We start from the raw sequence: 23,650 nt of genomic DNA on the forward strand, positions 1-23,650 counted from the left end.
CATTTCTCCTAAAGGGCTGCGGACTTTTTCTTAAAAATCCTCTTACAATGAGGCCATTATTCCAATAAAAAAGTTAGTGAGACATGATCCCCGTCAATTCGGTGCTGCAGGTCGGCCATTTCCCTGAAATTATGCAGGCAGAGATTGATCGTCGCCTTAGTCCTGCTCGCCATTTAGATATTCACGCAGCTCCCCCTGTTGGCAATTTTCAAGCGGTTTTGATTCGCTCCAACCTCAAGCTTCCAGAAGATCTTCTTAGACAAATCCCAAGCATACGGATGGTAGCAACCTGCGGGGTTGGCTACGATAACCTTCCCTTGGACTATCTAAAGGAACATGGGATTAAGGCGAGCAATACGCCTGGTGTTCTTAACGATGCCGTTTGTGAGCTTGCAGTAGGAATGATGTTGGCCCTACTACGCAAGCTTCCTGAGGCGCAGGAGTACGTTAAAAGTGCCGCTTGGTCTAAGGCTCCTTTTAAGCTGACCACCACCCTTGCTGGGAAACGCATTGGTATTGTAGGTATGGGTCGTATTGGACAAGATCTCGCAAAACGTTTAGAGCCCTTTAAGGTTGAAATTGCGTATTCGGGACCACATAAAAAAACCTTACCGTATACCTATTATCAAAATATTCAGGATTTAGCCAAAGCATGTGATGTCTTATTTTTAGCTTGCCCTGCTACAGCCGAGACTAATCAGCTCGTAAATAGTGAAGTCTTAGAGGCATTGGGCCCAGCTGGCTACTTAATCAATATTGCACGAGGGAGCGTCGTAGATGAAAACGCCCTTTTAGATGCACTGCAACATAAAAAAATTGCCGGCGCCGCATTGGATGTTTTTGAAAACGAACCTAATCCAAACGCCGCTTTTTTAAATCTTGATAATGTATTGTTAACACCCCACATTGGTAGTGCTACCTCGGAAACACGGATAGCCATGACGAATTTAGCTGTAGATAATTTAGAAGCCTTCTTTAAACAACAACCACTTCCTTCAGAAGTAAATAACTAAATGGAGCCAGTATGACGATTTCTCTGCACCCTTCCACCTTACCTGCGGTGTTATCACCTGTACTGACACCATTTAAGGCAGACGGCAGCCCAGATGCTCCAAAGCTTTTAAAGCAGTGTCAATGGCTTGAAGCCAATGGTGTTGGGCAAGCAATCTTTGGTACGAATTCTGAAGCGAATTCAATGTCTGCCCCACAAAAAATGAGTACCTTAACCGCATTAATTGAAGGCGGTCTCAATCCAGAACATATGATGCCAGGCACAGGCGCCACCTCTATTGATGCAACCGTCAACATGACACGCCATGCAGTCAATCACAAATGTGCGGGCGTACTTATGTTGCCGCCTTTCTACTATAAGGATGTTTCTGATGATGGTCTGTTTGCTTATTTTTCTGAAGTGATTCAAAAAATAGGTAGCACTGCACTACAGATCTATATCTACAACATTCCACCAGTAACTAAGATTAATTTGAGCCTCTCATTGCTTGAGCGCTTAACAAAAGAATATCCAAAAACTGTCGTAGGCATGAAGGATAGCTCTGGCGATTGGTCTTACACTGAATCCGTCATTAAATTACTCGCTCCTTCTGGTTTCCGTGTTTATGCGGGTAGCGAAGTATTTTTAATGCGTGCCTTACGTGCTGGTGGCGTGGGCTGCATTTCAGCTACTGCCAATGTGAACCCGAAGGCAATCGCAGATCTTGCCGCTCATTGGAGAGAATCTAATGCTGATGATCGCCAAGCAAGCTTAGATCAAGTACGCGGAGTTTTTGCAAAGTATCAAATGATTGCAGGCATGAAAACTGCTGTAGCACATTACAGTAAAGACCCAGAGTGGCTCAGAGTTCGCCCACCACTAATGCAATTAAGTGCTGAGCAACAAGCTCAACTACTCAGCGAGTTACAACAGATTAACTTCAGTATGCCTGGTCTGTAATATAAAAATAAACAATTCCTAGGAGACAACAATGAAATTACTTAAATTCATTGCCATATCACTAAGTTTTATTTGTGCAAGCGTCAGTGCCCAAAACATCTCTATTGCAACCGGCGGAACAGGTGGGGTTTATTACCCCATGGGTGGTGGTCTAGCTTCAGTACTTTCCAGCAAAGTACCAGGAATGTCTGCCACTGCAGAAGTAACTGGAGGCTCAGTAGATAACTTGAACCTAATTGGCACTGGAAAACCTTATGTAGGTTTTTCAATGGCAGATGCTGCTAAAGATGCTCAAGTTGGCGAAGGCAAGTTCGCTGGCAAAAAGATGGATTTACGGACCTTGGTTGTTCTTTACCCAAACCTCATGCATGTTGTCACCGTAGATTCGACTGGTATCAAAACCATGAAGGACTTAAAGGGTAAACGTATTAGCACTGGAGCGCCTGGTAGCGCAACAGAAGTGATGGCATTTCGTTTATTGGAAGCTGCGGGCCTTGATAAAGACAAGGACGTCAAGCGTGAGCGTCTCAGCGTTGCCGAATCAGTAAATGCTGTCAAGGATCGCAAGATAGATGCATTTTTCTGGGTGGGTGGGCTTCCTACCGCCGCGGTGACTGACTTAGCTAACAGCCCTGGAATGAAAATTGTCATGGTGGATACATCTGATGAAGTGCCCATCATGAATAAGAAGTATGGCAATCTCTATTTCACAGCGGTGATTCCAAAGGCGATGTATAGCGGTATGGCAAAAGATAATAAGGTAGCTGCGGTTGCCAATATATTGGTTGTCAATGCCAATATGCCAGATGATCAAGCTTACAAGATTGTTAAAACGATGTTTGATAACAAACTGGATTTAGTTCGTACCCATCAGGAATACATGAACGTCAGCCTTGAAAATCAAAAAGCAAAGTCAACCCCAGTTGATTTTCATCCGGGGGCGCTAAAGTATTTCAAAGAAAAGAATGTCAAAGTAAATTGAGTTTTAAATTAAATAAAGGGGTGAGTTAATCTCACCCCTTTAGCATTTAAGTAGCGCATAAAAATAAATATAAGAGGTTGAGACATGAATCAAAACGTTATCGACAACGAAACCCAAGAAAAATTAGATGCCTTCATCAAACAGGAGGAAGGTGACTCCAATGATTACAAAGGTCTATTAGCTAAATTCATCACTCTCGTTGCAGTAGGCATGTCTTTATTTCATTTATATGCCGCCTACTCGATTGTTCCTACACAGCAACTTCGCGTTATCCATGTTGCCCTAGTGCTTTTTCTGGTTTTCTTAAGCTTTCCAATAGCTGCACGCTTCAAAAATCGTCTCATGTTTTGGGATGTACTTTTTGCTCTGGGCTCCATAGCTATTGCTTATTACATTCTGACTGGTGGCGATGACTTTATGGATAGAAACACCGCCCCTAATTTAACTGATGTCATAGTTGGCATCAGCTTAATCTTGCTCATTCTCGAGAGCGTGCGCAGAACCAATGGCATGGTATTGGTAACAGTTACCGTCCTGTTCTTGCTTTACGCCTTATTTGGCAATTACTTACCAGCACCTTGGACTCATAAGGGATATGGTCTTGATCGCTTGGTAGGCTATATGTATATGACTCTCGAGGGAATTTATGGCACTGCTGTGGATGTCTCCGCAACCCTGATTATTCTCTTCACTATTTTTGGCGCCTTCTTACAATTTACTGGTGCAGGCAAATTCTTTATTGATTTTTCTTTTGCAGCCATGGGCGGCAAGTCCTCTGGGGTTGGCAGAACAATTGTGATGTCATCATTTCTCTTAGGCGGTCCGTCGGGCTCAGGCGTGGCTACCACCGTTACTGTAGGCTCGGTAGCGGCGCCCATGTTGGATAAAGTTGGTTACGAAAAAAATGCTGCAGGAGGACTGCTAGCAGCAGGTGGGCTAGGAGCAATTATCTCCCCTCCAGTATTAGGTGCTGCTGCATTCTTGATCGCTGATTTTTTGAAGATTTCCTATTTAGATGTTTTGCTGATGGCAACCATTCCAACCATTCTTTTTTATCTAGGTTTGTTTGTCATGGTGGAAATTGATGTGCGTAAATATGGCATGAAGAACATTCAGTTTTCTTCCACCGAAACTGCCTGGCAACTTACCAAGAAGTATTGGTTTCATTTCTTCTCCTTGATCTCCATTGTGGTATTTATGTTGTTGGGCTTCTCACCAGTCATGTCGGTGTTTTGGGCGACTGTTGTATCTGCCCTCTCGAGTATGTTGCGCGAAGATACTGCAATCATTCCTTGGGCTTGGTTTAAGGGTAAGGAACCAATCCTATCTGGGTTATATAACTCCAACCTAACTAAAGCCCTTGCCTCTGGATCTACTGGCGTCCTAGCCATCGCTGCAACTTGCGCGGGTGCGGGCCTTATCGTTGGTACAGTCACCCTGACTGGACTTGGTCTGAAATTTAGCTCAATTGTGATCCAGTATGCAGGAGGCTCACTCCTGCTCACGACTATTTTTACAGCGCTAGTTGTTTGGGTAGTGGGTCTTGCAGTTCCTGTAACAGCCTCATACATTATTTGCGCAGTAATTGCTGCGCCTGCACTCATCAATTTAGGGGTGCCTGCTTTTGCAGCTCATATGTTTATCTTTTATTACGCAGTGCTCTCGGAAGTATCACCACCAACTGCGCTCTCACCATTTGCTGCGGCTGCTATTTGCAAAGGCAATCCCTATAGGACCACCTTACAAACATGGAAGTATGTTGCTCCAGCCATTCTGGTGCCATTTATGTTCGTTTTAGACAAGTCTGGAGTGAGTTTGCTATTGATGGGATCCACCAATGCTCTGGAGCAAGCTGACTGGACGCAAATTGCCTGGGTTTCTTTTACTGCAGTGATTGGAATCGTATGTCTAGCCGGCGGTCTTCAAGGTTGGTTTATTGAAAAGACCAAGATATTTGAGCGCGTCATCATGGTGGTATCGGGCGTTGCGCTAGCTTACCCATCTACCGAGGCAGATTGGGTTGGATTTATTGGATTTGGATTAGTTCTCGTAACTCAGACAATTACCCATTTCAAGCTCAACCCACGAATCTCATAAGAAAGTTTTCCTTTGAAAGAAATTACGATCGCTTATGTAATAAAGCCCGCTAATGCGGGCTTTATTAATTCCTCACTTAAGAGATAAAGGGAAATTGAATCTTGTTAGGATATCTTGCTCCATGCAGTTTTGCCCGCGTACTTCTTAACCGCAACTTCATCAAACTCAAATCCTAAGCCAGGCGTTTTATGCAAAATCAAGTCGCCATTTTTAAAGGTGAGTTGCTTGTTGATCAACCTACGGAAATTAAGTACTTGATCATCTAAAAAGAATTCAACAAAGCGTGCATTTGGCGTAGCGGCAACTAATGGCGCATGCAAATCATGAAACCAGTGAGGGCAAACAATTACACCTTTTAAATCTGCATAAGCAGAAATTCTTCTCCATTCGGTAATACCACCGCAAACAGCGGCATCTGATTGCAAAATTGCAGCACCACCGGAATCAATAAGCTCCCTAAATCGCCAACGACCTGCCTCCATCTCACCTGTCGCAACATTGATTTTTGTTTGACGCGCCAACGCCGCGTGCAAATCAATCGCATCTGGTGAAAAAGGTTCTTCGATCCAGTAAGGGTTATAGGCCTCAAAACGGCGCACATACTCTAATGCGGTTGGTAAGTCGCGCCAAGCGTTATTAGCATCCAATGTCAGCAATACATCATTACCAATCGCTTTACGGGCAGCTTTAACACGAGCCTCTTCTTCAGATGGAGACAAGCGCCCTACTTTCATCTTCACCGCTTTAAATCCTTGTTTAACGTAGGACTCCATCTCCTTACCGAGTTTGGCAGGAGTCTTGCCCTCGAGATAGTAGCCACCGCTAGCATAAGCAGGAACACGATCATCCACCACTGAACCCAAATATTGATGCAGAGGGAGATTGACAGAACGAGCATTTAAATCCCAAAGAGCCGTATCTAAAATAGAAATACCCCGCATTACCGAGCCTGTGCGACCCTGAAGAATGGACTCGTTGTACATCTCCATCCAAAGACCTTCGCTACGATGACTGTTATGACCAATCAGTTTGGGGGCCAATAATTGCTCTACAGCAACTTTGGCAATATCACCACCCGCACTGCCGACATAACAAAAGCCAATTCCTTCAACTCCTTCCTTACTGCGCACTTTTACTAAACAATAGTGACGCTCGGAAACTGTACGAGTAGAAAATGAAGTAACTTTGTCCAGCGGTACGGCCACCGAAGCAACTTGAATGGATTCAATAATCGGCATCTAAACTCCTTAATCAAAAAATGATTGTATCGAGAATTTAATTTGCCGACAGAGGCATGAATAAGGAATAATCGATTTATTCCATTCAGAATGCACGGATCAAATATGAGTAAAGCGGTGATCATCGGAACAGGCACCATGGGTAGCGGCATAGCTGCTAGTTTTTTGGCGAATGGGGTAGATACCGTCATCCTAGGTCGCAGTATGCAGAAAGCGCAAGCATGTGCAGATGCCACTCGCTCATGCGCCGATTCCATTCATCCTGAGTGGCCTCGATTAAATTCTCAATTACAGAGTGACTGTCTTGAAACCTGGAATAACTGGGCTGATGTAGATTTAGTAATCGAGACTGTCTCAGAAAAACTAGACCATAAGAAGAAAATTTTTGTCGATCTAGACGAGCGTGTGCCTGCGCATATTCCCATAGGCAGCAATAGCTCTGGATTCCCAATTAGCGATATAGCCAGCGGCCTTAAAACAGCGCATCGAATGTTCAATACGCACTACTTTATGCCTGCGCATATCGTGCCACTCGTCGAAATTGTTTTAGGACAACATTCGGATCTCGCTATTGCAGAAAAGCTCTGCGAGTTTTATCGCGCCCATAACAAAAAGCCCGTTTTAGTCAAAAAGGATATTCCTGGATTTTTGGCCAACCGCATACAACATGCATTAATGCGTGAGGCACTCTCACTCATTGAAGAAGGCATTGCGACCCCTGATGACATTGATACTGCAGTACGCTACAGCTTTGGCTTTCGCTATGCAGCTGTTGGCCCGATGACACAGAAGGAGATCTCAGGTTGGGAGGGAATGACCCTAGCTGCAGAATTGATTTATCCCTCTTTATCCAACATCACCAAACCACCAAATTGTGTCACAAATTTAATTAAAAGTGGCAAAACTGGCATGGCCAAGGGTGCAGGCTTTAGACCTTGGCCAGCCGATGAAGCAGCCATAACAAAGCAAAATTACGAAAAAAGATTAAAAGCAGCTTTTGATGTTTTGAGCATAGCGCCTGATAAAAACTAAATTTAATTTGCTGCAGCACAGCATATTTATTCGGATGCGCTCTCACATTATTAGATAATCCTAGGGTGAATAAAAAAGCATCTTTCAGCTCCTTGTTTATCAAGGGAGTCATTATTTTTTCTGGCTGCGCCTTTCTTAGCTCAACCCCAGGGCTAACTTATGCAGCTCAAGCCCAAAGCGCCGACCAAGCGCGCAAGAAAGTAACCGTCCAAACCACCAAACAGCTTGGCTTTAGGGATAAGTCAACAGGCTCAGACTCAAAAATCAGCAGTATGAGCCTAAATCCTTCATTATTTCAGCGCAAAGCTCCCGATGAGCTCATGCTTGATAGTGACGCCAATTTAGACTACCGAGTGACTCAAGGCTGTCTCAGGCGCAGCTTTAGTGAAGACAATCTGCCAGCTAGCGTTGGGATTAATAACCGTCAATTTTCGGAATTCTTCAAAGCCCAAACAAAAACGTTTTTTGATCGTATGAGAGGGGAATGTATTCCTTATGCAGTCGCTTTTGGCGCTCGCAATCGCTTCGATTCATTAAGCATCATGAATGGCCCAATTCAAGATAGCAAAACAGAAGTATGGACATTTACCCCATCAGCTGTTGGTGGATTTTTAATTCAGCAAGACTATCTCAAGGACGAATCTAAACGCTTAACTGAAATTCGTATTCCTCTAAGAGATGTTTTGTACGACCCACGAAAAGTAAGTGATCAACTTCCTGTTGAACTCGTTTGGGAATTGAACTCTTTAATTAAGCAAATTTATCCAGAAGAAAATAACTCTCTTGAAAATACCAACAGCGTTGTTCGCCTGATCGTGGACTTCGGAGATCGAGAAAATTGGGCGCAAATCTGGGCTGTAGAAATTATTGATCCAGCCACTAAAGAGGTTTTTGCAAATGCTTTTTGGTTGGAGCGTAATGATATCCCTGGCGGTTTTTTTACCGGATCTGGCGAATCTCTCGAACGCTCTTTCTGGACCAATCCACTGAGTTATAGACGGATATCTAGAGGTGTTGGAATGGTGCGCGCCGGCAATAGTAAGAAAAGCAAAGCTCCTTCACCTGTAGCTAAAGCACCCGCAGCAGATACCAAACAACGCTATCGGGCGCACATGGGCATCGATTATTCAGCGCCAATTGGGACTCCCGTCTTTAGTGTTGCCAACGGCAAAGTGGCGCATATCGGCTATAGCGGTGCATTTGGTAACTTAATTGTTTTGGAGCACCCTGGAAACTACCATACCTACTATGCTCATTTAAGCAGCTATAACGTAGAACTGGAATTGGGCAACGAAGTGCGCAGGGGTTTAGAAATTGGTTACGTAGGTTCAACCGGTAGATCTACTGGTCCCCATCTTCATTTCGAGTTAAGAAAAAATGGTGTTTATGTTGACCCTTATGGATCACGCACCCTACTTGACTTATGGTCTATGCGCGACAACGAGAGTGGACAACTGACCAGAGAAATACTTTTACTGGGAAGCCCTATAAAGCAAAATTAAATCTCTTTGCTTTAACTGAATGAGTGATGTTGCTGAAATAAAAAAGGGTCCGGGTGGACCCTTTTTACTGGACGCTAAGTGAATTAACCCAAAACCAAAACTGGCAAAGTTGAGTGCACAATCACTTCATGTGTTTCGCTGCCCAGCAAAATACCTTTAATACCCGTGCGCTTATGAGAAGCCATCACAATCACATCCGCTTTAGCTTTTTTTGCGCCTTGCAAAATTCCCTCGGATAAATTGCTATTGGAAATGTGAATGCTTTTAGGATTAATGCCAGATCCTAGTGCAGCTGCAGACTTTTTGAATACATCCTTTGCATATGCATCACATACTTTTGTATGTTCTTTTGCGGAGATGCCATAACCCATTGTGCTATCTGAGTAGACCATAGGAGGCAATGGATCAGATACATACACCAGCGTAACCGCTGCACCGTCAGACTTGGCTAGCGCAGCTACTTTTTTCAAAGATTTTCTGCTGATATCTGAACCATCAACCGGCACCAATAAATGCTTAAACATATAGACTCCTCTTAAGTTGAACTACCTATCTGATCTTTCCATCATAATGCTTATTATTAGCTTATAAAAGAATAAAGGCATCTTAATTGCTGAAGAATTTAACCATCTACCTCTCGTTTTTAATTGCCTTAATTGCAATCGATTTGATTTGGCTCTTAGGGATTGCTAAAAACCTTTATCGCAACGAGATGGGCGATCTAATGGCGACTGAGCCAAAACTACTCGCAGGGCTTGCTTTTTACCTCCTCTATGCCCTCGGGGTATGCATTTTTGTTGTGCTTCCAGCTCTTTCAAAACAATCGTGGCTATATGCACTGCAATATGGCGCACTGTTTGGACTGTTTTGCTATATGACTTACGACCTCACTAACCTAGCAGTAGTCAGAAACTTTCCAATGCAACTAGCCTTTGTGGATATCGCCTGGGGAAGTGCTGTAACCGCCTTATGTGCCAGTTTTGCTTACTGGGTCGGCAATCGAATCTCTTAAATCAGCCGAACCATTCTGCTCATGTTTTTTCGCCCTCAACTACTAGACTCATTTACTGGCTATAACCGAGCACTTCTTACTAAGGATGTTCTAGCCGGGGTCACAGTTGGCGTTGTGGCTCTTCCGCTGGCCATGGCCTTTGCAATTGCTAGTGGATTAAAACCGGAAGCCGGCATATTTACCGCCATTATTGCTGGCGGACTCATATCTTTATTAGGCGGCAGTCGCGTTCAAATCGGCGGACCAGCTGGTGCATTTATTGTCATCGTCTATGGAATCGTAGAACGCTATGGAGTTCCGAATTTATTGCTAGCCACTGCGATGTCAGGGGTGTTCTTATTTCTAATGGGATTGTTTCGCCTTGGAACGCTGGTACGTTTTATTCCGATAGCAGTCATTATTGGCTTTACTAATGGCATAGCCTTTCTCATTGGCCTATCTCAAATCAAAGATTTCTTTGGTCTTCAGATTGAGAAAATGCCGGCCCATTTTTTTCAGTCCATTCATGCGCTACTCCAAGCAGCTAATACCTTTAATCCAGCGGCCTTGGGACTAGCTTGTGGAAGCTTGGGCTTATTAATTCTATGGAGACTATTTAACAGTAGATTGGGATGGTTGGCTCATCTACCAGGAACCGTAGTCACGATGGTTCTCGCCACCATCATCACCAGTATTTTTAATTTACCCATTGATACCATTGGCACTCGCTTTGGTGGAATTCCATCGAGCCTACCCTCATTTGAGTGGATCCCAATTAGTTGGGGCAATGCTGAATATATGGTTGCCCCCGCATTAACACTTGCACTCTTGGGGGCCATCGAGTCTTTGCTCTGCGCGCGTATTGCTGATGGATTAATTCATGACCGCCATGAATCCAATCAAGAGTTAATGGCTCAGGGGATCGCCAATTTCACAATCCCATTCTTCGGAGGAATGCCTGCAACAGGCACTATTGCACGTACCGTTACAAATATTGAGAGCGGCGCAACCACTCCCATATCTGGAATCGTGCATGCCCTAACACTATTAATCATTGTGCTGTTTGCTGCACCCCTTGCTAAAAATATTCCTCTTGCTTGCTTGGCTGCGATCTTGATGTATGTCGCTTGGAATATGGGTGAATGGAAAAAATTTATTGAGCTCAAACAGTTCCGACTACCTTATCGAATCACTATTCTGAGCGTCTTTTTTCTGACGGTTATTTTGGATCTCACTATCGCAGTAGAAGTCGGATTATTACTAGCTTTCATCACCTTTATTTACCGCATATCCAGCCTATCGCGATGTGAAACTGCTCTAGCAAGCGATTACCCTAGACTTGCCAACCAACAAGGCAGAATAGATGCCTACCGTATCCATGGCGCCATATTTTTTGGCGCCGTTAAATTGCTAGAAAAGATTGAGGCTAATCTACCAACTCACACTCTCTTACTGGATTTAAAGAATGTGATTTACATTGATACCTCTGGAATGGATACGATCATGGAACTTGCACATCTTTGCAAGCTACGTAATATCAAATTAATTATCTGCGGCTTAGCGCATCAACCTCTTGAAATGGTTGAACGTAGCGACTTTTTTTCCGTATTACCGCCAGACTCTTTTTACCCAGATCTTAGCTCTGGCGTAGAGGCGGCAACTGCTTAAGAAATACAGAAACCGCCTTTTAGCAGGGCCTCTGGCAAAGTCCATGCACGATATAAACCGAATCCACCAGCAAAAACTAGCAGTGATGCTGATAAATATCGCACCCAGAGATACTGGCCAAACTGAGTAAGCACTGCAGAAAATTTAGAGATCAGCAATAGATTAGGTAGAGTTCCCAAGCCAAACGCCAGCATCAGAGCGGCACCTGTGAAAACATCGCCCGATAAAAAAGCAAGCGGCAAAACACTGTAAACCAAACCGCAGGGCACCAAACCCCAAAGCATGCCACTGAACCAACGTGATGGCCCACTAGCGACACTACCAAGATATTTTGCCCAATAAGTGGCAATTTTGGCACTCAGCCATTTACCCCCTAGAAAGCTATCCGCCTTATTGGCACTGAATAAGCGTATACCCATCAAAATCAAAATCAAAGAAGTCAAAGCAAATAGCGGACGCTGAATCGGAATGAGGTTTTGTTGCCAAACCACCACCCCTATAGACGCCGCAAGAGCGCCCAATAAAACATAAGTAGTAACACGGCCCAAGTGCATGATCAGTTGAAGGTGAAAAAGCTCAGATTTGGACCTCAGAGGAGCCGCAGAAACGCTTGGGCGCTCAATAGTAGCCGCTATCCCGCCACACATTAACGCGCAATGCCAGCCGCTTACGAGCGAGCCAAGAAATACGGCCAAAAGGAGGCTGGAAGTCAGCATAGATTCTGCGGAAAATAGGTGAAATCGATGATTTTCATATTAATAGAATAAACTGCTCCTATAGATACACATAAATATGAATTACAAGCCTACCGATACCCCCACCAGTAAATGCTCAGTATGCGTTTTGGGTCAGTTTTGCCTGCCGGTAGGCCTAAACAGTAGTGAGGTCTCCAAAATTGACTCCCTAGTCAAAGAGCGTGTTCACCTACAAAAAGGGGAAAACCTCTACCGTCATGGAGACCCATTGAGCTCGGTTTATAGCGTTCGCTTTGGAACTCTTAAAACTGAATTCTGTCTACAAGATGGTCGTCAACAAGTGATTGGCTTTCACCTACCGGGAGAAATCTTAGGTCTTGATGGAATCGGCGAGGGTCACTATCAATCTGATGCTATTGCGCTTGAAGAAAGTGAAGTCTGCATTATTCGCTATGAAGCATTTGAGGATTTAGCGCGTCAAATACCAGTTCTTCAAAATCAGTTTCATAAAATTATGAGTCGTGAATTGACTCAAGATCAGCGTCATTTACTATCTCTTGGCACCATGCGTGCCGAAGAAAGATTGGCGGCTTTTTTACTAAGTCTGTCGCAACGCTTAGCGGCACGTGGCTATCTCAATAATGAATTTGATTTGCGCATGAGTCGCAATGATATTGGTAGCTATCTCGGCATTCAGATTGAGACTGTCAGCCGCATGCTTTCACGTTTTGCAGAATCAGGCTTAATTCAAATTAGGCAACGGCATATCAAACTCATTGATATGAATGGACTCTATGAGCTAGCAGGCATTCCCAATCCAGATCGCCACGGCTGCGTCAGTCCAGAGATTCCAATCAAACAGGTTTAAATTAAGCCGCGATCCACTTCCTTGCCATCTGGAGATTCAATTCCTGGCAAGATATAAGCAGTTAATGCGCTTGAGACCGCACAAAAGGTCCAAATCATAAAAAAGCCGACAGTATAGATACCCTCATCCGATATATCTGGGTGATGCCCAAAAAATAACAGGTCCTGCGGATGAATCACAGAAAACAACAAGCCCTCTGCCATGCCAGCCACCAGAAATGAGGGCCACAATATCCAGATCAGCAAGCGGTACTTCATTTTGGGGCCTGCGCATCTTTAAGCTGTTCAACTTTTAAACCCTGCTTCACTACACCATCACGCAAAGGTTTATCAGCATGCAAGTTGATTGCCAAGTAAATGGTAATAATGCAGCCAATCATCGCTACAGCCGGACCACTAATTAATAACCATGGCCAAAGTTGCTTAAACCAAGGTTTAGTCATTTCCTGTTCTGTCATATACATCCTCTCCATCGCTATTCGCTTAACGGGGAATAATAAAAGTAGACTTCTCATCACGGGTTCTCATCACTTCCTTATCCCCCACTAGCTCTTGTGCAGTGACATCAAAATGAATTGGGTAATTTCCAGAGTCATTTTGACCAATCGTAGTACTCACCTTAATTGGTAGCAATTGATTGCTAGCTGGCGCTACATCAATTTCATAGATCTCTTTACCTTGAGAATTCAAAATCCTTAAATCGTCTAGACCCGTAGCTTTTACGCGAACTTTCATAGGATTCTCAGAGGCATTCATAATCTGAATGCGATAAATATTTTCAATCCGCACACCATCTACTTCGCGAGCTAATGCGCCACGATCACGCATCACATCCACTCTTAGGGGATTTCGGGTTGTAAGAGAGACTAGAAAAGCTGAGGCCAGCACAGTAATAAAAGCCGTATAAATTAATACCCGAGGGCGCAATATATGGCGAATAGCGCTTTGGTTAGATTCTTTGTCTTCAATGGCCCGCTCTGTCGTATACCGAATCAAGCCCTTAGGATAATTAACCTTCTCCATTACCTGGTTGCACGCATCGATACAAGCCCCGCATCCGATACACATGTATTGCAAGCCATCTCGAATATCGATTCCAGTAGGACAAACCTGAACGCAGATACTGCAATCCACACAATCACCTAAACCCAATGCAGCGGGATCAGCAGATTTGCTGCGACTTCCTCTAGGCTCTCCACGTACTTTGTCATATGTAACCAAGAAAGTATCTTTATCCACCATGACACTTTGAAAGCGTGCATACGGACACATGTATTTGCAAACTTGCTCACGCATAAAGCCAGCATTACCCCAAGTTGCAAATGCATAAAAGCACAACCAGAAGGTTTGCCATGGTCCAAGAGAGAGGTGTAATAAAGATTCGCCAAGCGTTTCAATCGGCGTGAAGTAGCCAATGAATGTAAAGCCAGTCCAAAAAGCAATTAAAAGCCACAGAAAATGTTTGGTGATCTTGAGTCGCCATTTGCGAAAACTCCATGGCCATTCTTCACCATCTAAACGAATGCGGGCAAAACGATCGCCTTCAACCTTGCGCTCGATCCACATGAAAATTTCTGTGTAGACAGTTTGTGGGCAAGCGTAACCACAAAATAAACGGCCAGCAACGGCAGTAAACAAAAATAACGCTAATGCGGAGAGGATCAATAAGAGCGTGAGATAGATCACGTCTTGTGGCCACAGCACTAGACCAAAGATATAAAACTTACGTTGAATTAAATCGAATAGAACCGCTTGACGATCATTCCAACTCAGCCAAGGCAATCCATAAAACAGTAATTGGGTAGCAAAAACAAGAATGAAGCGCCAACGAGCAAAAAGCCCAGTTACAGAACGCGGGTAAATCTTTCGCCGGACCTCATAGAGAGATTCCTCGATTACTTCTATCGGAACTGGTTTCCCACCCGGCGATTGATCTGACACTAATAACTTCGTTTCTCGTAGTGCTAATAAAAAGCTTACTTAGCTGCTGGTTGTTTATTGTTAGATAAACCCCAAACATATGCTGTTAACAACTGAATCTTTTCAGGACTCAATACTTTGTCTTGAGCAGGCATTTGAGCCATACGACCTTTAGTCACGGTTTCAACAATAGTTGCTTCTGAAGAGCCATATAACCAAGCTTTGTCAGTTAGATTTGGTGCACCTAAAGCGATATTGCCTTTGCCTTCTGGACCATGGCATGCGGCGCAATTAGCTTTAAATACATCCGCACCACGAGCGGCCTTGAGGTCGTCCGCTGGCAAACCAGAGAGGCTACGCACATAGTTAGCAACATCTACAATTTGCTTGCTATCTAATTGTGGGAATGGAGGCATAACACCAGCTCGACCATTAGTAATGGAGGTCTTGATGTTCTCAGGTGAACCACCATACAGCCAGTCGCCATCAGTTAAATTCGGGAAGCCCTTTGCGCCACCCGCGTCTGAACCATGACATTGCGCACAAGAGTTCAAGAAAAGACGTTGCCCCATTTCACGAGCTTTTGGATCTGCCGCCACTTGCTCAATATCCATCTGAACGTATTTTGCGTACACAGGCTTTAGCTCATCATTAGCAGTCGTCATGGACTTCATGAGAGCGCCATCAGTGCTGTAGCCCAAAACACCAGGGTAGGAACCAAGTCCAGGATATAGAACGAGGTAAACCAAAGCAAAGATACATGAGAGTAAGAACATCCACATCCACCAACGTGGTAGCGGGTTGTTCAATTCACGCAAGTCGCCATCCCAAACATGGCCTGTGTCATCAACCTGACCATCGGGCTTAAGCGTGACCTTAGTCTTGCGTTGTGAAAATAATAACCAGATGCACCAAAAAATACCGACCAATGTTACTAAGGCGATATAGGCACTCCAACCGGCACCAAGAAAGTCACTCATGATTTATCCTTACTGAATTCATCGGGAAGATCGAACGGAAGTTCGGCGGATTCTTGATTGGCAGCCTGTCTCTTTGAAGACCAAGCCCACCAAACGATTCCAATAAAAAATACCAAGCCAAGCACGGTAGAAATTGCTGAGAGGTAGGGTGCGATATTTTGCATAATTTCTCAGTCTCCAAGAATTACTTGGCCACTACCTCATCAACAATGATGTATCTACGATTGACACCTAAACCTTGCAGGTAGGCAACCAATGCATCTAACTCAGTCTTGCCTTCTAGCTCTTTAGGCGCATTAGCGATTTGCTCATCGGTATAAGGCACGCCTAAACGACGCATTGCGACCATATGAGAAGAAATGGTGCTTGCATCGGCAGGATTTTTTGCTAACCAAGGATATGCAGGCATATTCGATTCAGGCACCACATCGCGAGGGTTATTCAAGTGAATTTGATGCCATGCATCTGAATAACGACCACCTACACGAGCCAAATCTGGGCCTGTACGCTTACTGCCCCACAAGAATGGATGATCGAACACTGACTCACCAGCCAAAGAATAAGGACCATAACGCTCAACCTCTGAACGTAAAGTACGAATCTGTTGCGAATGGCAACCTAAACAACCTTCACGTTGATAAATATCGCGCCCAGCTAAACGTAAGGCTGAGTAAGGCTCAACACCAGGACTTGGCTCAGTTGTAGAGTGTTGGAAAAATAAAGGAACGATCTGCACCAAACCGGCAATCGAAATTGCTGCAATAGTAGCGATGATCAACCAACCAACATTACGCTCAAGCGTTTCGTGGGAGAAAAATCGACGTTGTTCTGACATGTTCTTATCCTTAATGAGCTGCTACAGACGCTTGTGGAATCGTAGCGTCAATGAATTTTTTACCAACCACAGTCTTGTAAACGTTGTAAGCCATTACAAACATGCCGCTTAAGTAGCACACGCCACCTAGCAAACGAATGACATAGAAGGGATAAGTTGCTTTAACAGACTCAACAAAGCTGTAAGTCAAAGTTCCATCTGGCTCGAATGCTCTCCACATCAAACCTTGCATCACCCCAGCAATCCACATTGCAGCGATGTAAATCACCACACCAATAGTAGCGATCCAGAAATGCAACTCGATCAACTTAGTGCTGTACATATCCTTTTGGCCCACTAAACGTGGAATCAGGTAGTACAAAGAACCGATGGTAATCATGGCAACCCAACCTAAGGCGCCAGAATGAACGTGACCAATAGTCCAGTCTGTATAGTGAGACAAGCTATTCACCGTCTTGATAGACATCATGGAGCCTTCGAAGGTAGACATACCGTAGAAAGACAATGCCACCACCAAGAATTTCAAGATAGGATCACGGCGCAACTTATACCAAGCGCCAGATAAAGTCATGATGCCGTTAATCATGCCGCCCCATGATGGCGCCAACAGGATCAATGAGAACACCATACCTAATGATTGAGTCCAATCTGGTAACGCTGTGTGCTGCAAGTGATGTGGACCGGCCCACATATACGTAAAGTTCAAAGCCCAAAAGTGAACAATAGACAAACGATATGAATAAATTGGACGTTCAGCTTGCTTTGGAATGAAGTAGTACATCATGCCCAAGAAACTGGTGGTCAAGAAAAAGCCTACAGCGTTATGACCATACCACCATTGAATCATTGCATCTTGCGCACCAGCATAGGCTGAGTAAGACTTAAAGAGACTTGCCGGCATCTCGATGTTATTAACGATGTGCAATACAGCAATCGTCAAAATATAAGCACCAAAGAACCAGTTTGAAACATAAATATGTTTCGTCTTACGTTTAATCACGGTACCAAAGAACACTACTGCATAAGCAACCCAAACAACGGTGATCAATAAGTCGATTGGCCACTCAAGCTCTGCGTACTCTTTAGAAGTGGTAATACCCAACGGCAAGGTAATAGCCGCGGAAACAATGACGGCCTGCCAACCCCAAAAAGTAAAAGCAGCTAACTTGTCACAGAATAGGCGCACCTGACATGTGCGCTGCACAATGTAATAAGAGGTTGCAAATAAGGCAGACCCACCAAAAGCAAAAATCACCGCATTGGTGTGCAATGGACGCAAACGACCATAACTCAACCAAGGGATATTGAAAGTGATTTCAGGCCAAATGAGCTGCGCTGCGAGGATGACCCCCACAAGCATGCCAACAATTCCCCAAAGCACGGTAACAATGGCAAATTGACTGATAACCTTGTAATTGAAGGTATCTTGATTACTCCCCACGGTAAGTCCCATGGTTTCTCCTTTTTTGTGACCAAACAACGACATAATCCAAATAGACTGGATTAATTATCAAATTAAGGCTGTAAAGGGGGTTTGATCTATATCAAAAAGGGTGGGGCAAATTCAGGGCACTCACATAAGAAATACCCTAGTTTTATAAAACCTAATATTTATATATCTATTTTTGAGAGTGTTCACTAACTTCATTGGATATAGGAGTATCATCATCCATCAATATTGCATGACCCGGACCGTCTAAATCATCGAATTGACCACTCTTGATAGACCAACGCAAAATCCAAACCAAAAGGCCAACCAAAACCAATGACAAAGGGACAAGGAGAAAAAGGCTTTCCATCCCTATAGTCTAAGCTTTTCGCAATCGCCAAGCGTTTAAAGTCACTGCAAGTGAGGAAAGTGACATGCCGATGCCAGCGACCCATGGATTGACCCAGCCCATCATGGCGGCCGGAATGGCAAGCAAGTTATAGATTAACGCCCACATTAAATTTTCTTTAATGATCGTCTGAGTCTTATCTGCCAACAATAAGGTTCTAGCTAAGGAATCCAAGGATGAAGCAGTGAGGATGGCATCTGCACCTGCAGCAGCTAACGGGGCACCTGCGCCAACCGCAATTGAGACATCTGCTCGTGCGAGTAAGGGAGCATCATTCACGCCATCACCAATAGCCCAAACAAAGCGACCTTCTTTTTGTAAGCGCTCAATGTAATTGTATTTATCTTCGGGCGTACAACCGCCTTGATAATGATCGATGCCGACATGATTGGCCCACCATGCAACAGTTTCGCGATCATCTCCAGAAACTAAATGCACCTTAATATTTCTTGCTTTAACTATTTTCAGAAATTTCTCAAGCCCTGCTCTTGGTGTATCCAAGAAAATAAAGCTAGCAATTAGACCTTGGTCGTCAGCCAAATGCACTTGACCGTATTGACCCAACTGAGCGCCCTTTTCCACACCTAACCACAATGCACTTCCTAGTCGATAAGAACCCGAACTTAATCCTCTACCTAATAAATTGATCACCGGTTCGCTCAATACGGGCAGCGATAACTTTTCAGCCTCTGCTGCACGCATCAACGATAGCGCTAAAGGATGTCTTTGACCAAATTCTAGTGCAGCAGCTAAAGCCAAAGCCTCTTCACGACGATAGCCCGAACGCAAATTAATGATCTCCTGCAATTCAGGTTGACCCATAGTTAATGTGCCAGTTTTATCTAACACTAAATCAGTAGCCTTAACCAAGCCCTCCATCACATGACCACGTACGATAAGTAAGCCCAGTTTCGTTACAGCACCTTGTGCAGCAGCCATAGCAGTAGGCACTGCTAGCGACAAAGCGCAAGGGCAACTTGCTACCAAAACAGACACCAACACAGTCCATGCCCGGCTAGGATCGAAATATAGCCAAATCGCAGATGAGGTAAGCGCGCCAAACAATAAGAATCCAACAAAATAAGCGGTCCATTTTTCAGCTAGACTCACCATGACTGGTTTAGCACCCAATGCTTGATCTAGCAAAGTGGCAATACCTGCAATCCTAGTTGACTGCCCTACTGCTTCAATTTTCATGAACAATGGATTGAGAATATTGTGAGTTCCAGCATAGAGGCGGTCACCAATTTTTTTCTCTACCGGCTTGGCCTCCCCCGTCAACAAAGACTCATCGAGAGCGCTAGCATTTTCTATTAGAACGCCATCAGCTGGCACTACTTCCCCAGGTGAAACTCGCAACACTTCACCGGGTTTGCAATTAACAACAGGAACAACTTCAACCTCTTGTGAGCTAGGGTAATTTATTGCACGTTCACAAGTTGCTGGTAATTGTTTTGCTAAAGCCTCGGCTCCACCTTGCGCGTCTTGTCTAGCGAGTAACTCTACATATCTTGCCGCTAATATGAAAGCCACAAACATCGTAATAGAGTCAAAATAACTATGGCCAGAACCTCTTATCAAATTAATGGTTCCAGCAATGAATGCCAGAGCAAGAGCTAAAGCAATTGGCACATCCATTCCAAGCATATGTGTTTTGCGAAAGGACAACACACTACGCCAAGCCGCTTGAAATATAGGCCCTGCTGAGTACACCATTACAGGAACGGTTAAAGCCCAACTGCTCCAACCCATTAATACTTCGAATTCAGGTGTGATATCTGCACCGGTATATGTTGGCCATGCATACATCATGACCTGCATCATGCCAAGCATGGCCACACCGAGCCTCATGAGTAACTTGCGTCGCTCAAGCTTTGCTTTATCTAAAGAGAGTGACGGCTCAAATGGCCAAGCCTCGTAACCAATTCTTTCAATTTCAAAAAGTAGTCTTGCTAAGCTAGTTTCTTCTGGAGAAAAATGCACAATCACTTTTTGGGTCACATAGTTGATTTGTACATCCTTTACACCCGCTAAACGACGTAAATGCTGTTCACATAACCAAACGCAGGCGGCGCAACGTATTTTCTCAAGACGAAGAGTGGTTTCAAGAAACCCCTCTTCTCCATAAGGGCGAGTAAAACGACCGCGCAATGAAGGATCATCATAAGGTTTGAGTTTTTCTGGAATCTCGTTGCTTGCAAGATAGGCTGCTGGCTTTTCACCAGACTGCGATCGTCTCGCATAAAAAACTTCTAAGCCTTCACCATGAATAGTTTGCGCAATCGCCATGCACCCCGGACAACAAAATGCGCGCAATTGACCACCCAATTCCGCCTCGATCAAATCATTCGGGAGTATGGAACTTGAACAGTGGTAACAAATTAGCGAATTTGGTTTCGTCTGATTACTCATATGCGCGCAACACTACCCCATCCTTTTTGGCGCTCATATATTACAAAGATTACACCCCACATTACTACAGAGGCATAAGCCCAAATCCATGAGATTTGCGAGGCACGTGAACCGGTCATATCCAAGACGAAACCAAAAATAGCAGGCCCTAATAAGCCACCTGCAAAGCCCAGCAAGGAATGCAATCCCATGGCAGCGCCTTTAATATTTTCTTGCGCGCTAATCACTAATCCAGCCGTTAATGTTGCTGAATCTGCCATGATGAAAATTGCATGTCCGATCGCTAAAGCAACAATGAGCCACCATGAGTGCCCCGTGGAACTGGCTAAAGCAATCCCCATGACTGCACTAGTAAGCATAACGATACAAACCCACTTTTGACGACCTACTCGTAATGCAATCTCGTTCCCCAAAATAGATGAAGGAACGCCAAAGAAATTAATGATGCCGGCTAAAGTAGTAGCAGTCAAAAAGAATGTCTCGCCAGAAGCAAGCGCACAAAAAGCAAAGAAAGCCACAATCCAACTTCTAGAAGCAAATAACTCCAAAGAGTGCGCGGTGTATCCAAAAATAAAACCTGAGGCATTTTTATCTTGCAAAACCAATTTCCATTTATCTACAGGGAAGATATCGTGCAAGCGAATATTGATTGGACCCCTCCATTTCTCATGTTGTAAGGCAGGAATTAATAACAACACAATCAGAAAGGCGCTGAAGGGGCCCAAAGCGATCACACCAAATACATAGTGCCAACCAAGAGCACTCAGAATCCATCCAGAACATAAATAAGAAAATCCCGTGCCAATGCCAAAGAACGCAGTGTAGAAAGCAATATGTCTCGTTAACTCTCCTGACTGAATACGGTCGGACAAGATTTTGAGGCCGGGCATATAAGTACCAGCAAGACCGGCACCATTGAGGGCCATAAAAAATAGAGCAGTCCCAAAGTTGTAAGCCAACAAGCTCATACCCAAAAGACCGCAAGTAGCCGTAAGACCGCCGACTAAATACACCTTGCGGGCGTCAACTCGATCTGTCAAAGCGGTGGCCAACGGTACTGCTAGCATGTAACCAAAGAAAAAGGCGCTAGCAATCAGGCCTGACTGCAAATTACTGAGATGCCATTCTTCTTGTAGCGTAGTTAATACCACGGCATAGCAAGCAAAACCCAATAGAGCACAGGTTTGTGCCATCAACATCAGAGGGGTATAGCCAGCCGAACGTAAGCGCATAAATAGTCAGTAGAAACGTGGACTTATTCTACTCGCCTGGAGCCCTATAGACCCGCTACACTATAAGAAATACGATGGAGACATAATGAAAACTAAATATTTTTCAGTACGGGTAACACAAATCTGCGCCCTCCTTATAGTGGGAATGAGTAGCGTACCAGCCTTTGCTGATGTATACCCCTCTAAACCGATTAAAGCGATTGTTCCATTCGCTCCAGGAAGCGCAACAGATCAAATTGGACGTGCTTTTGCAACAAAGATGTCAGAGTCCTTAGGTCAACCCGTAGTCATAGAGAATCGACCTGGAGCCAATGGATTAATCGGCGCTGACTTAGTTGCAAAATCCCCAGCAGATGGCTATACATTGCTATTCGGAACCAACAGCACAAATGCCGCTCTCAAGAGTCTAGTAAAAAATCTTCCATACAACCAAGATACCGCGTTTACGCCTATTGGTTACTTTGGATCAGTACCCTTGATTGTTGCGATTAATAACGATGTGCCTGCAAAATCACTGAATGGGTTTGTTACCCTTGCAAAAGCTGATCCCGGAAAAATGACTTTTGCATATGCGAGCACATCGCAACGCGTTTCCTCAGAAATGCTTGCAAACTTTGCTGGCATCAAAATGACAGGCGTCTCCTATAAGAGCGGTCCAAATGCAATGACCGATCTGATTGGCGGACAAGTGAATATGTTTACTGCCGACTTTGCAGTGACATTACCGCAGGTGCAAGCCGGTAAGATTCGCGGTCTTGCAGTGACTTCCCTCAAACGCTCACCAGCTATTCCAGAGTTACCTACTGTGAATGAGGCGCTTGGTATTAAGGGGTATGAATTAATTGCCTTCTTTGCTGCATTTGGGCCAGCGGGTATGCCAAAAGATGCTGTAATAAAGCTCAATAAAGCGATCAATGATGCAGCCAAATCAAAAGAGTTGGTTGATCGTTTTTCTGCCATGGGCTTTGAAACTCAGCCTGGCACCCCTGAAGCGCTTGGGCAAAAAATTAAACTAGAAACTGCTAAATGGGCAAAAGCCATTAAAGAAGCAGGGATGGAACCAGAGTAAAAGTCTGCAGACTTAGTTAACCGATATTGATTTCCATTGCCAAGAGCCAATATGAAAGACTCTTGCCATGGGAATCAAGGTTGAGTGATAAATTCACCCCACCATCTAAGACATCATCAATAACAAAATTCAAGGCCATTAAGTTGGGCAGCTCATAACGAGTAACAGCACTTGGTTTCCGAAAACCAAAATGGATTTTTACTCTTTCTGCCGTTACCTCTCTTAACAAAAGAGGAAAATCTTCAGAGCGGTACGCGATCACACTGATATTTGATCGATTACCTTTATCACCGGTTCTAGCATGAGCAAATTGGTATAAAGGAGCAGCTTTATTCATTGCA

24 protein-coding genes are annotated in these 23,650 nt (G+C 44.3%); 10 read left to right on the forward strand and 14 right to left on the reverse strand.

Annotated features, from left to right (window positions below):
• Positions 1-83 precede the first annotated feature (83 nt).
• From FD973_RS08565 to FD973_RS08580, 4 genes are all read left to right on the forward strand, one after another.
• Positions 84-1,013 (forward strand): 2-hydroxyacid dehydrogenase, encoded by a 930-nt coding sequence (locus FD973_RS08565; RefSeq protein WP_215322925.1) that lies wholly within the window; start codon positions 84-86, stop codon positions 1,011-1,013.
• 11 nt (positions 1,014-1,024) lie between these two features.
• Positions 1,025-1,951 carry a dihydrodipicolinate synthase family protein gene (locus FD973_RS08570; protein WP_215322926.1) on the forward strand — a complete coding sequence of 309 codons (927 nt, stop codon included), beginning with the start codon at positions 1,025-1,027 and terminating at the stop codon, positions 1,949-1,951.
• Between the two features lie 31 nt (positions 1,952-1,982).
• Entirely contained in the window at positions 1,983-2,933 is a 951-nt protein-coding gene (locus FD973_RS08575) for a TAXI family TRAP transporter solute-binding subunit (protein ID WP_215322927.1), read from the forward strand.
• Positions 2,934-3,017: 84 nt separating this feature from the next.
• The gene (locus FD973_RS08580) at positions 3,018-5,030 is read left to right on the forward strand and encodes a TRAP transporter fused permease subunit (RefSeq protein ID WP_215322928.1); all 2,013 of its coding nucleotides are present in this window, start codon (positions 3,018-3,020) and stop codon (positions 5,028-5,030) included.
• A 104-nt stretch (positions 5,031-5,134) separates the two neighbouring features.
• Here the strand turns inward: FD973_RS08580 and FD973_RS08585 are convergent, their stop codons facing one another.
• The gene (locus FD973_RS08585; protein WP_215322929.1) at positions 5,135-6,268 is read right to left on the reverse strand and encodes a mandelate racemase/muconate lactonizing enzyme family protein; all 1,134 of its coding nucleotides are present in this window, start codon (positions 6,266-6,268) and stop codon (positions 5,135-5,137) included.
• A 105-nt stretch (positions 6,269-6,373) separates the two neighbouring features.
• On the opposite strand from FD973_RS08585, the gene FD973_RS08590 reads away from it, so the two are divergent.
• Positions 6,374-7,300: a 3-hydroxyacyl-CoA dehydrogenase NAD-binding domain-containing protein gene (locus tag FD973_RS08590; RefSeq protein WP_215322930.1), complete on the forward strand. Its 927-nt coding sequence runs from the start codon at positions 6,374-6,376 to the stop codon at positions 7,298-7,300.
• Positions 7,301-7,365: 65 nt separating this feature from the next.
• The gene (locus tag FD973_RS08595) at positions 7,366-8,802 is read left to right on the forward strand and encodes a M23 family metallopeptidase (protein WP_251368755.1); all 1,437 of its coding nucleotides are present in this window, start codon (positions 7,366-7,368) and stop codon (positions 8,800-8,802) included.
• 83 nt (positions 8,803-8,885) lie between these two features.
• Here FD973_RS08595 and FD973_RS08600 read toward each other — a convergent pair whose 3' ends face one another.
• Positions 8,886-9,326 (reverse strand): universal stress protein, encoded by a 441-nt coding sequence (locus tag FD973_RS08600; protein ID WP_215322931.1) that lies wholly within the window; start codon positions 9,324-9,326, stop codon positions 8,886-8,888.
• Positions 9,327-9,412: 86 nt separating this feature from the next.
• Here FD973_RS08600 and FD973_RS08605 point away from each other — a divergent pair, with 86 nt between their 5' ends.
• Complete coding sequence (locus tag FD973_RS08605; protein ID WP_215322932.1) at positions 9,413-9,814, forward strand: DUF2177 family protein; 402 nt, start codon at positions 9,413-9,415, stop codon at positions 9,812-9,814.
• Positions 9,815-9,835: 21 nt separating this feature from the next.
• Complete coding sequence (locus tag FD973_RS08610) at positions 9,836-11,461, forward strand: SulP family inorganic anion transporter (RefSeq protein WP_215322933.1); 1,626 nt, start codon at positions 9,836-9,838, stop codon at positions 11,459-11,461.
• On the opposite strand, the gene FD973_RS08615 is transcribed toward FD973_RS08610, so the two are convergent.
• The gene (locus tag FD973_RS08615; protein ID WP_215322934.1) at positions 11,458-12,177 is read right to left on the reverse strand and encodes a sulfite exporter TauE/SafE family protein; all 720 of its coding nucleotides are present in this window, start codon (positions 12,175-12,177) and stop codon (positions 11,458-11,460) included. The two genes, FD973_RS08610 and FD973_RS08615, sit on opposite strands and share 4 nt — an antisense overlap.
• Before the next feature lie 76 nt (positions 12,178-12,253).
• Here FD973_RS08615 and fnr point away from each other — a divergent pair, with 76 nt between their 5' ends.
• A complete protein-coding gene (gene fnr / locus FD973_RS08620; protein WP_215322935.1) occupies positions 12,254-13,024 on the forward strand; it encodes a fumarate/nitrate reduction transcriptional regulator Fnr in 771 nt (256 codons plus the stop codon).
• On the opposite strand, the gene FD973_RS08625 is transcribed toward fnr, so the two are convergent.
• The 10 genes from FD973_RS08625 to FD973_RS08670 form a co-directional block, all read right to left on the reverse strand.
• Positions 13,021-13,281: a hypothetical protein gene (locus FD973_RS08625; protein WP_215322936.1), complete on the reverse strand. Its 261-nt coding sequence runs from the start codon at positions 13,279-13,281 to the stop codon at positions 13,021-13,023. The two genes, fnr and FD973_RS08625, sit on opposite strands and share 4 nt — an antisense overlap.
• On the reverse strand, positions 13,278-13,481 hold the full coding sequence (locus FD973_RS08630; RefSeq protein ID WP_215322937.1) for a FixH family protein: 204 nt from the start codon (positions 13,479-13,481) through the stop codon (positions 13,278-13,280). The genes FD973_RS08625 and FD973_RS08630 overlap by 4 nt, the downstream gene beginning before the upstream one ends.
• A gap of 25 nt (positions 13,482-13,506) precedes the next feature.
• On the reverse strand, positions 13,507-14,964 hold the full coding sequence (ccoG, locus tag FD973_RS08635; RefSeq protein ID WP_215322938.1) for a cytochrome c oxidase accessory protein CcoG: 1,458 nt from the start codon (positions 14,962-14,964) through the stop codon (positions 13,507-13,509).
• Between the two features lie 35 nt (positions 14,965-14,999).
• Positions 15,000-15,923 (reverse strand): cytochrome-c oxidase, cbb3-type subunit III, encoded by a 924-nt coding sequence (gene ccoP, locus FD973_RS08640; RefSeq protein ID WP_215322939.1) that lies wholly within the window; start codon positions 15,921-15,923, stop codon positions 15,000-15,002.
• Complete coding sequence (locus FD973_RS08645; protein ID WP_371816858.1) at positions 15,920-16,087, reverse strand: cbb3-type cytochrome oxidase subunit 3; 168 nt, start codon at positions 16,085-16,087, stop codon at positions 15,920-15,922. The genes ccoP and FD973_RS08645 overlap by 4 nt, the downstream gene beginning before the upstream one ends.
• Before the next feature lie 20 nt (positions 16,088-16,107).
• Entirely contained in the window at positions 16,108-16,758 is a 651-nt protein-coding gene (ccoO, locus tag FD973_RS08650) for a cytochrome-c oxidase, cbb3-type subunit II (RefSeq protein ID WP_215322940.1), read from the reverse strand.
• A 10-nt stretch (positions 16,759-16,768) separates the two neighbouring features.
• Positions 16,769-18,211 carry a cytochrome-c oxidase, cbb3-type subunit I gene (gene ccoN / locus FD973_RS08655; RefSeq protein WP_215322941.1) on the reverse strand — a complete coding sequence of 481 codons (1,443 nt, stop codon included), beginning with the start codon at positions 18,209-18,211 and terminating at the stop codon, positions 16,769-16,771.
• Positions 18,212-18,377: 166 nt separating this feature from the next.
• Complete coding sequence (gene ccoS, locus FD973_RS08660; RefSeq protein ID WP_215322942.1) at positions 18,378-18,557, reverse strand: cbb3-type cytochrome oxidase assembly protein CcoS; 180 nt, start codon at positions 18,555-18,557, stop codon at positions 18,378-18,380.
• 9 nt (positions 18,558-18,566) lie between these two features.
• Positions 18,567-21,008 (reverse strand): heavy metal translocating P-type ATPase, encoded by a 2,442-nt coding sequence (locus FD973_RS08665; RefSeq protein ID WP_215322943.1) that lies wholly within the window; start codon positions 21,006-21,008, stop codon positions 18,567-18,569.
• Positions 21,005-22,240 (reverse strand): MFS transporter, encoded by a 1,236-nt coding sequence (locus FD973_RS08670; RefSeq protein WP_215322944.1) that lies wholly within the window; start codon positions 22,238-22,240, stop codon positions 21,005-21,007. Before FD973_RS08670 ends, FD973_RS08665 begins: the two co-directional genes overlap by 4 nt.
• Before the next feature lie 145 nt (positions 22,241-22,385).
• Here FD973_RS08670 and FD973_RS08675 point away from each other — a divergent pair, with 145 nt between their 5' ends.
• Positions 22,386-23,309, forward strand: a complete 924-nt coding sequence (locus FD973_RS08675; RefSeq protein WP_251368756.1) for a tripartite tricarboxylate transporter substrate binding protein — start codon at positions 22,386-22,388, stop codon at positions 23,307-23,309.
• A 16-nt stretch (positions 23,310-23,325) separates the two neighbouring features.
• Here FD973_RS08675 and FD973_RS08680 read toward each other — a convergent pair whose 3' ends face one another.
• Positions 23,326-23,646, reverse strand: coding sequence for a hypothetical protein (locus FD973_RS08680; RefSeq protein ID WP_215322946.1), 321 nt, complete (start codon positions 23,644-23,646; stop codon positions 23,326-23,328).
• Positions 23,647-23,650 lie beyond the last annotated feature (4 nt).

Origin of the sequence: Polynucleobacter sp. MWH-Braz-FAM2G, assembly GCF_018687635.1 — a bacterium.
GTDB lineage: Bacteria > Pseudomonadota > Gammaproteobacteria > Burkholderiales > Burkholderiaceae > Polynucleobacter.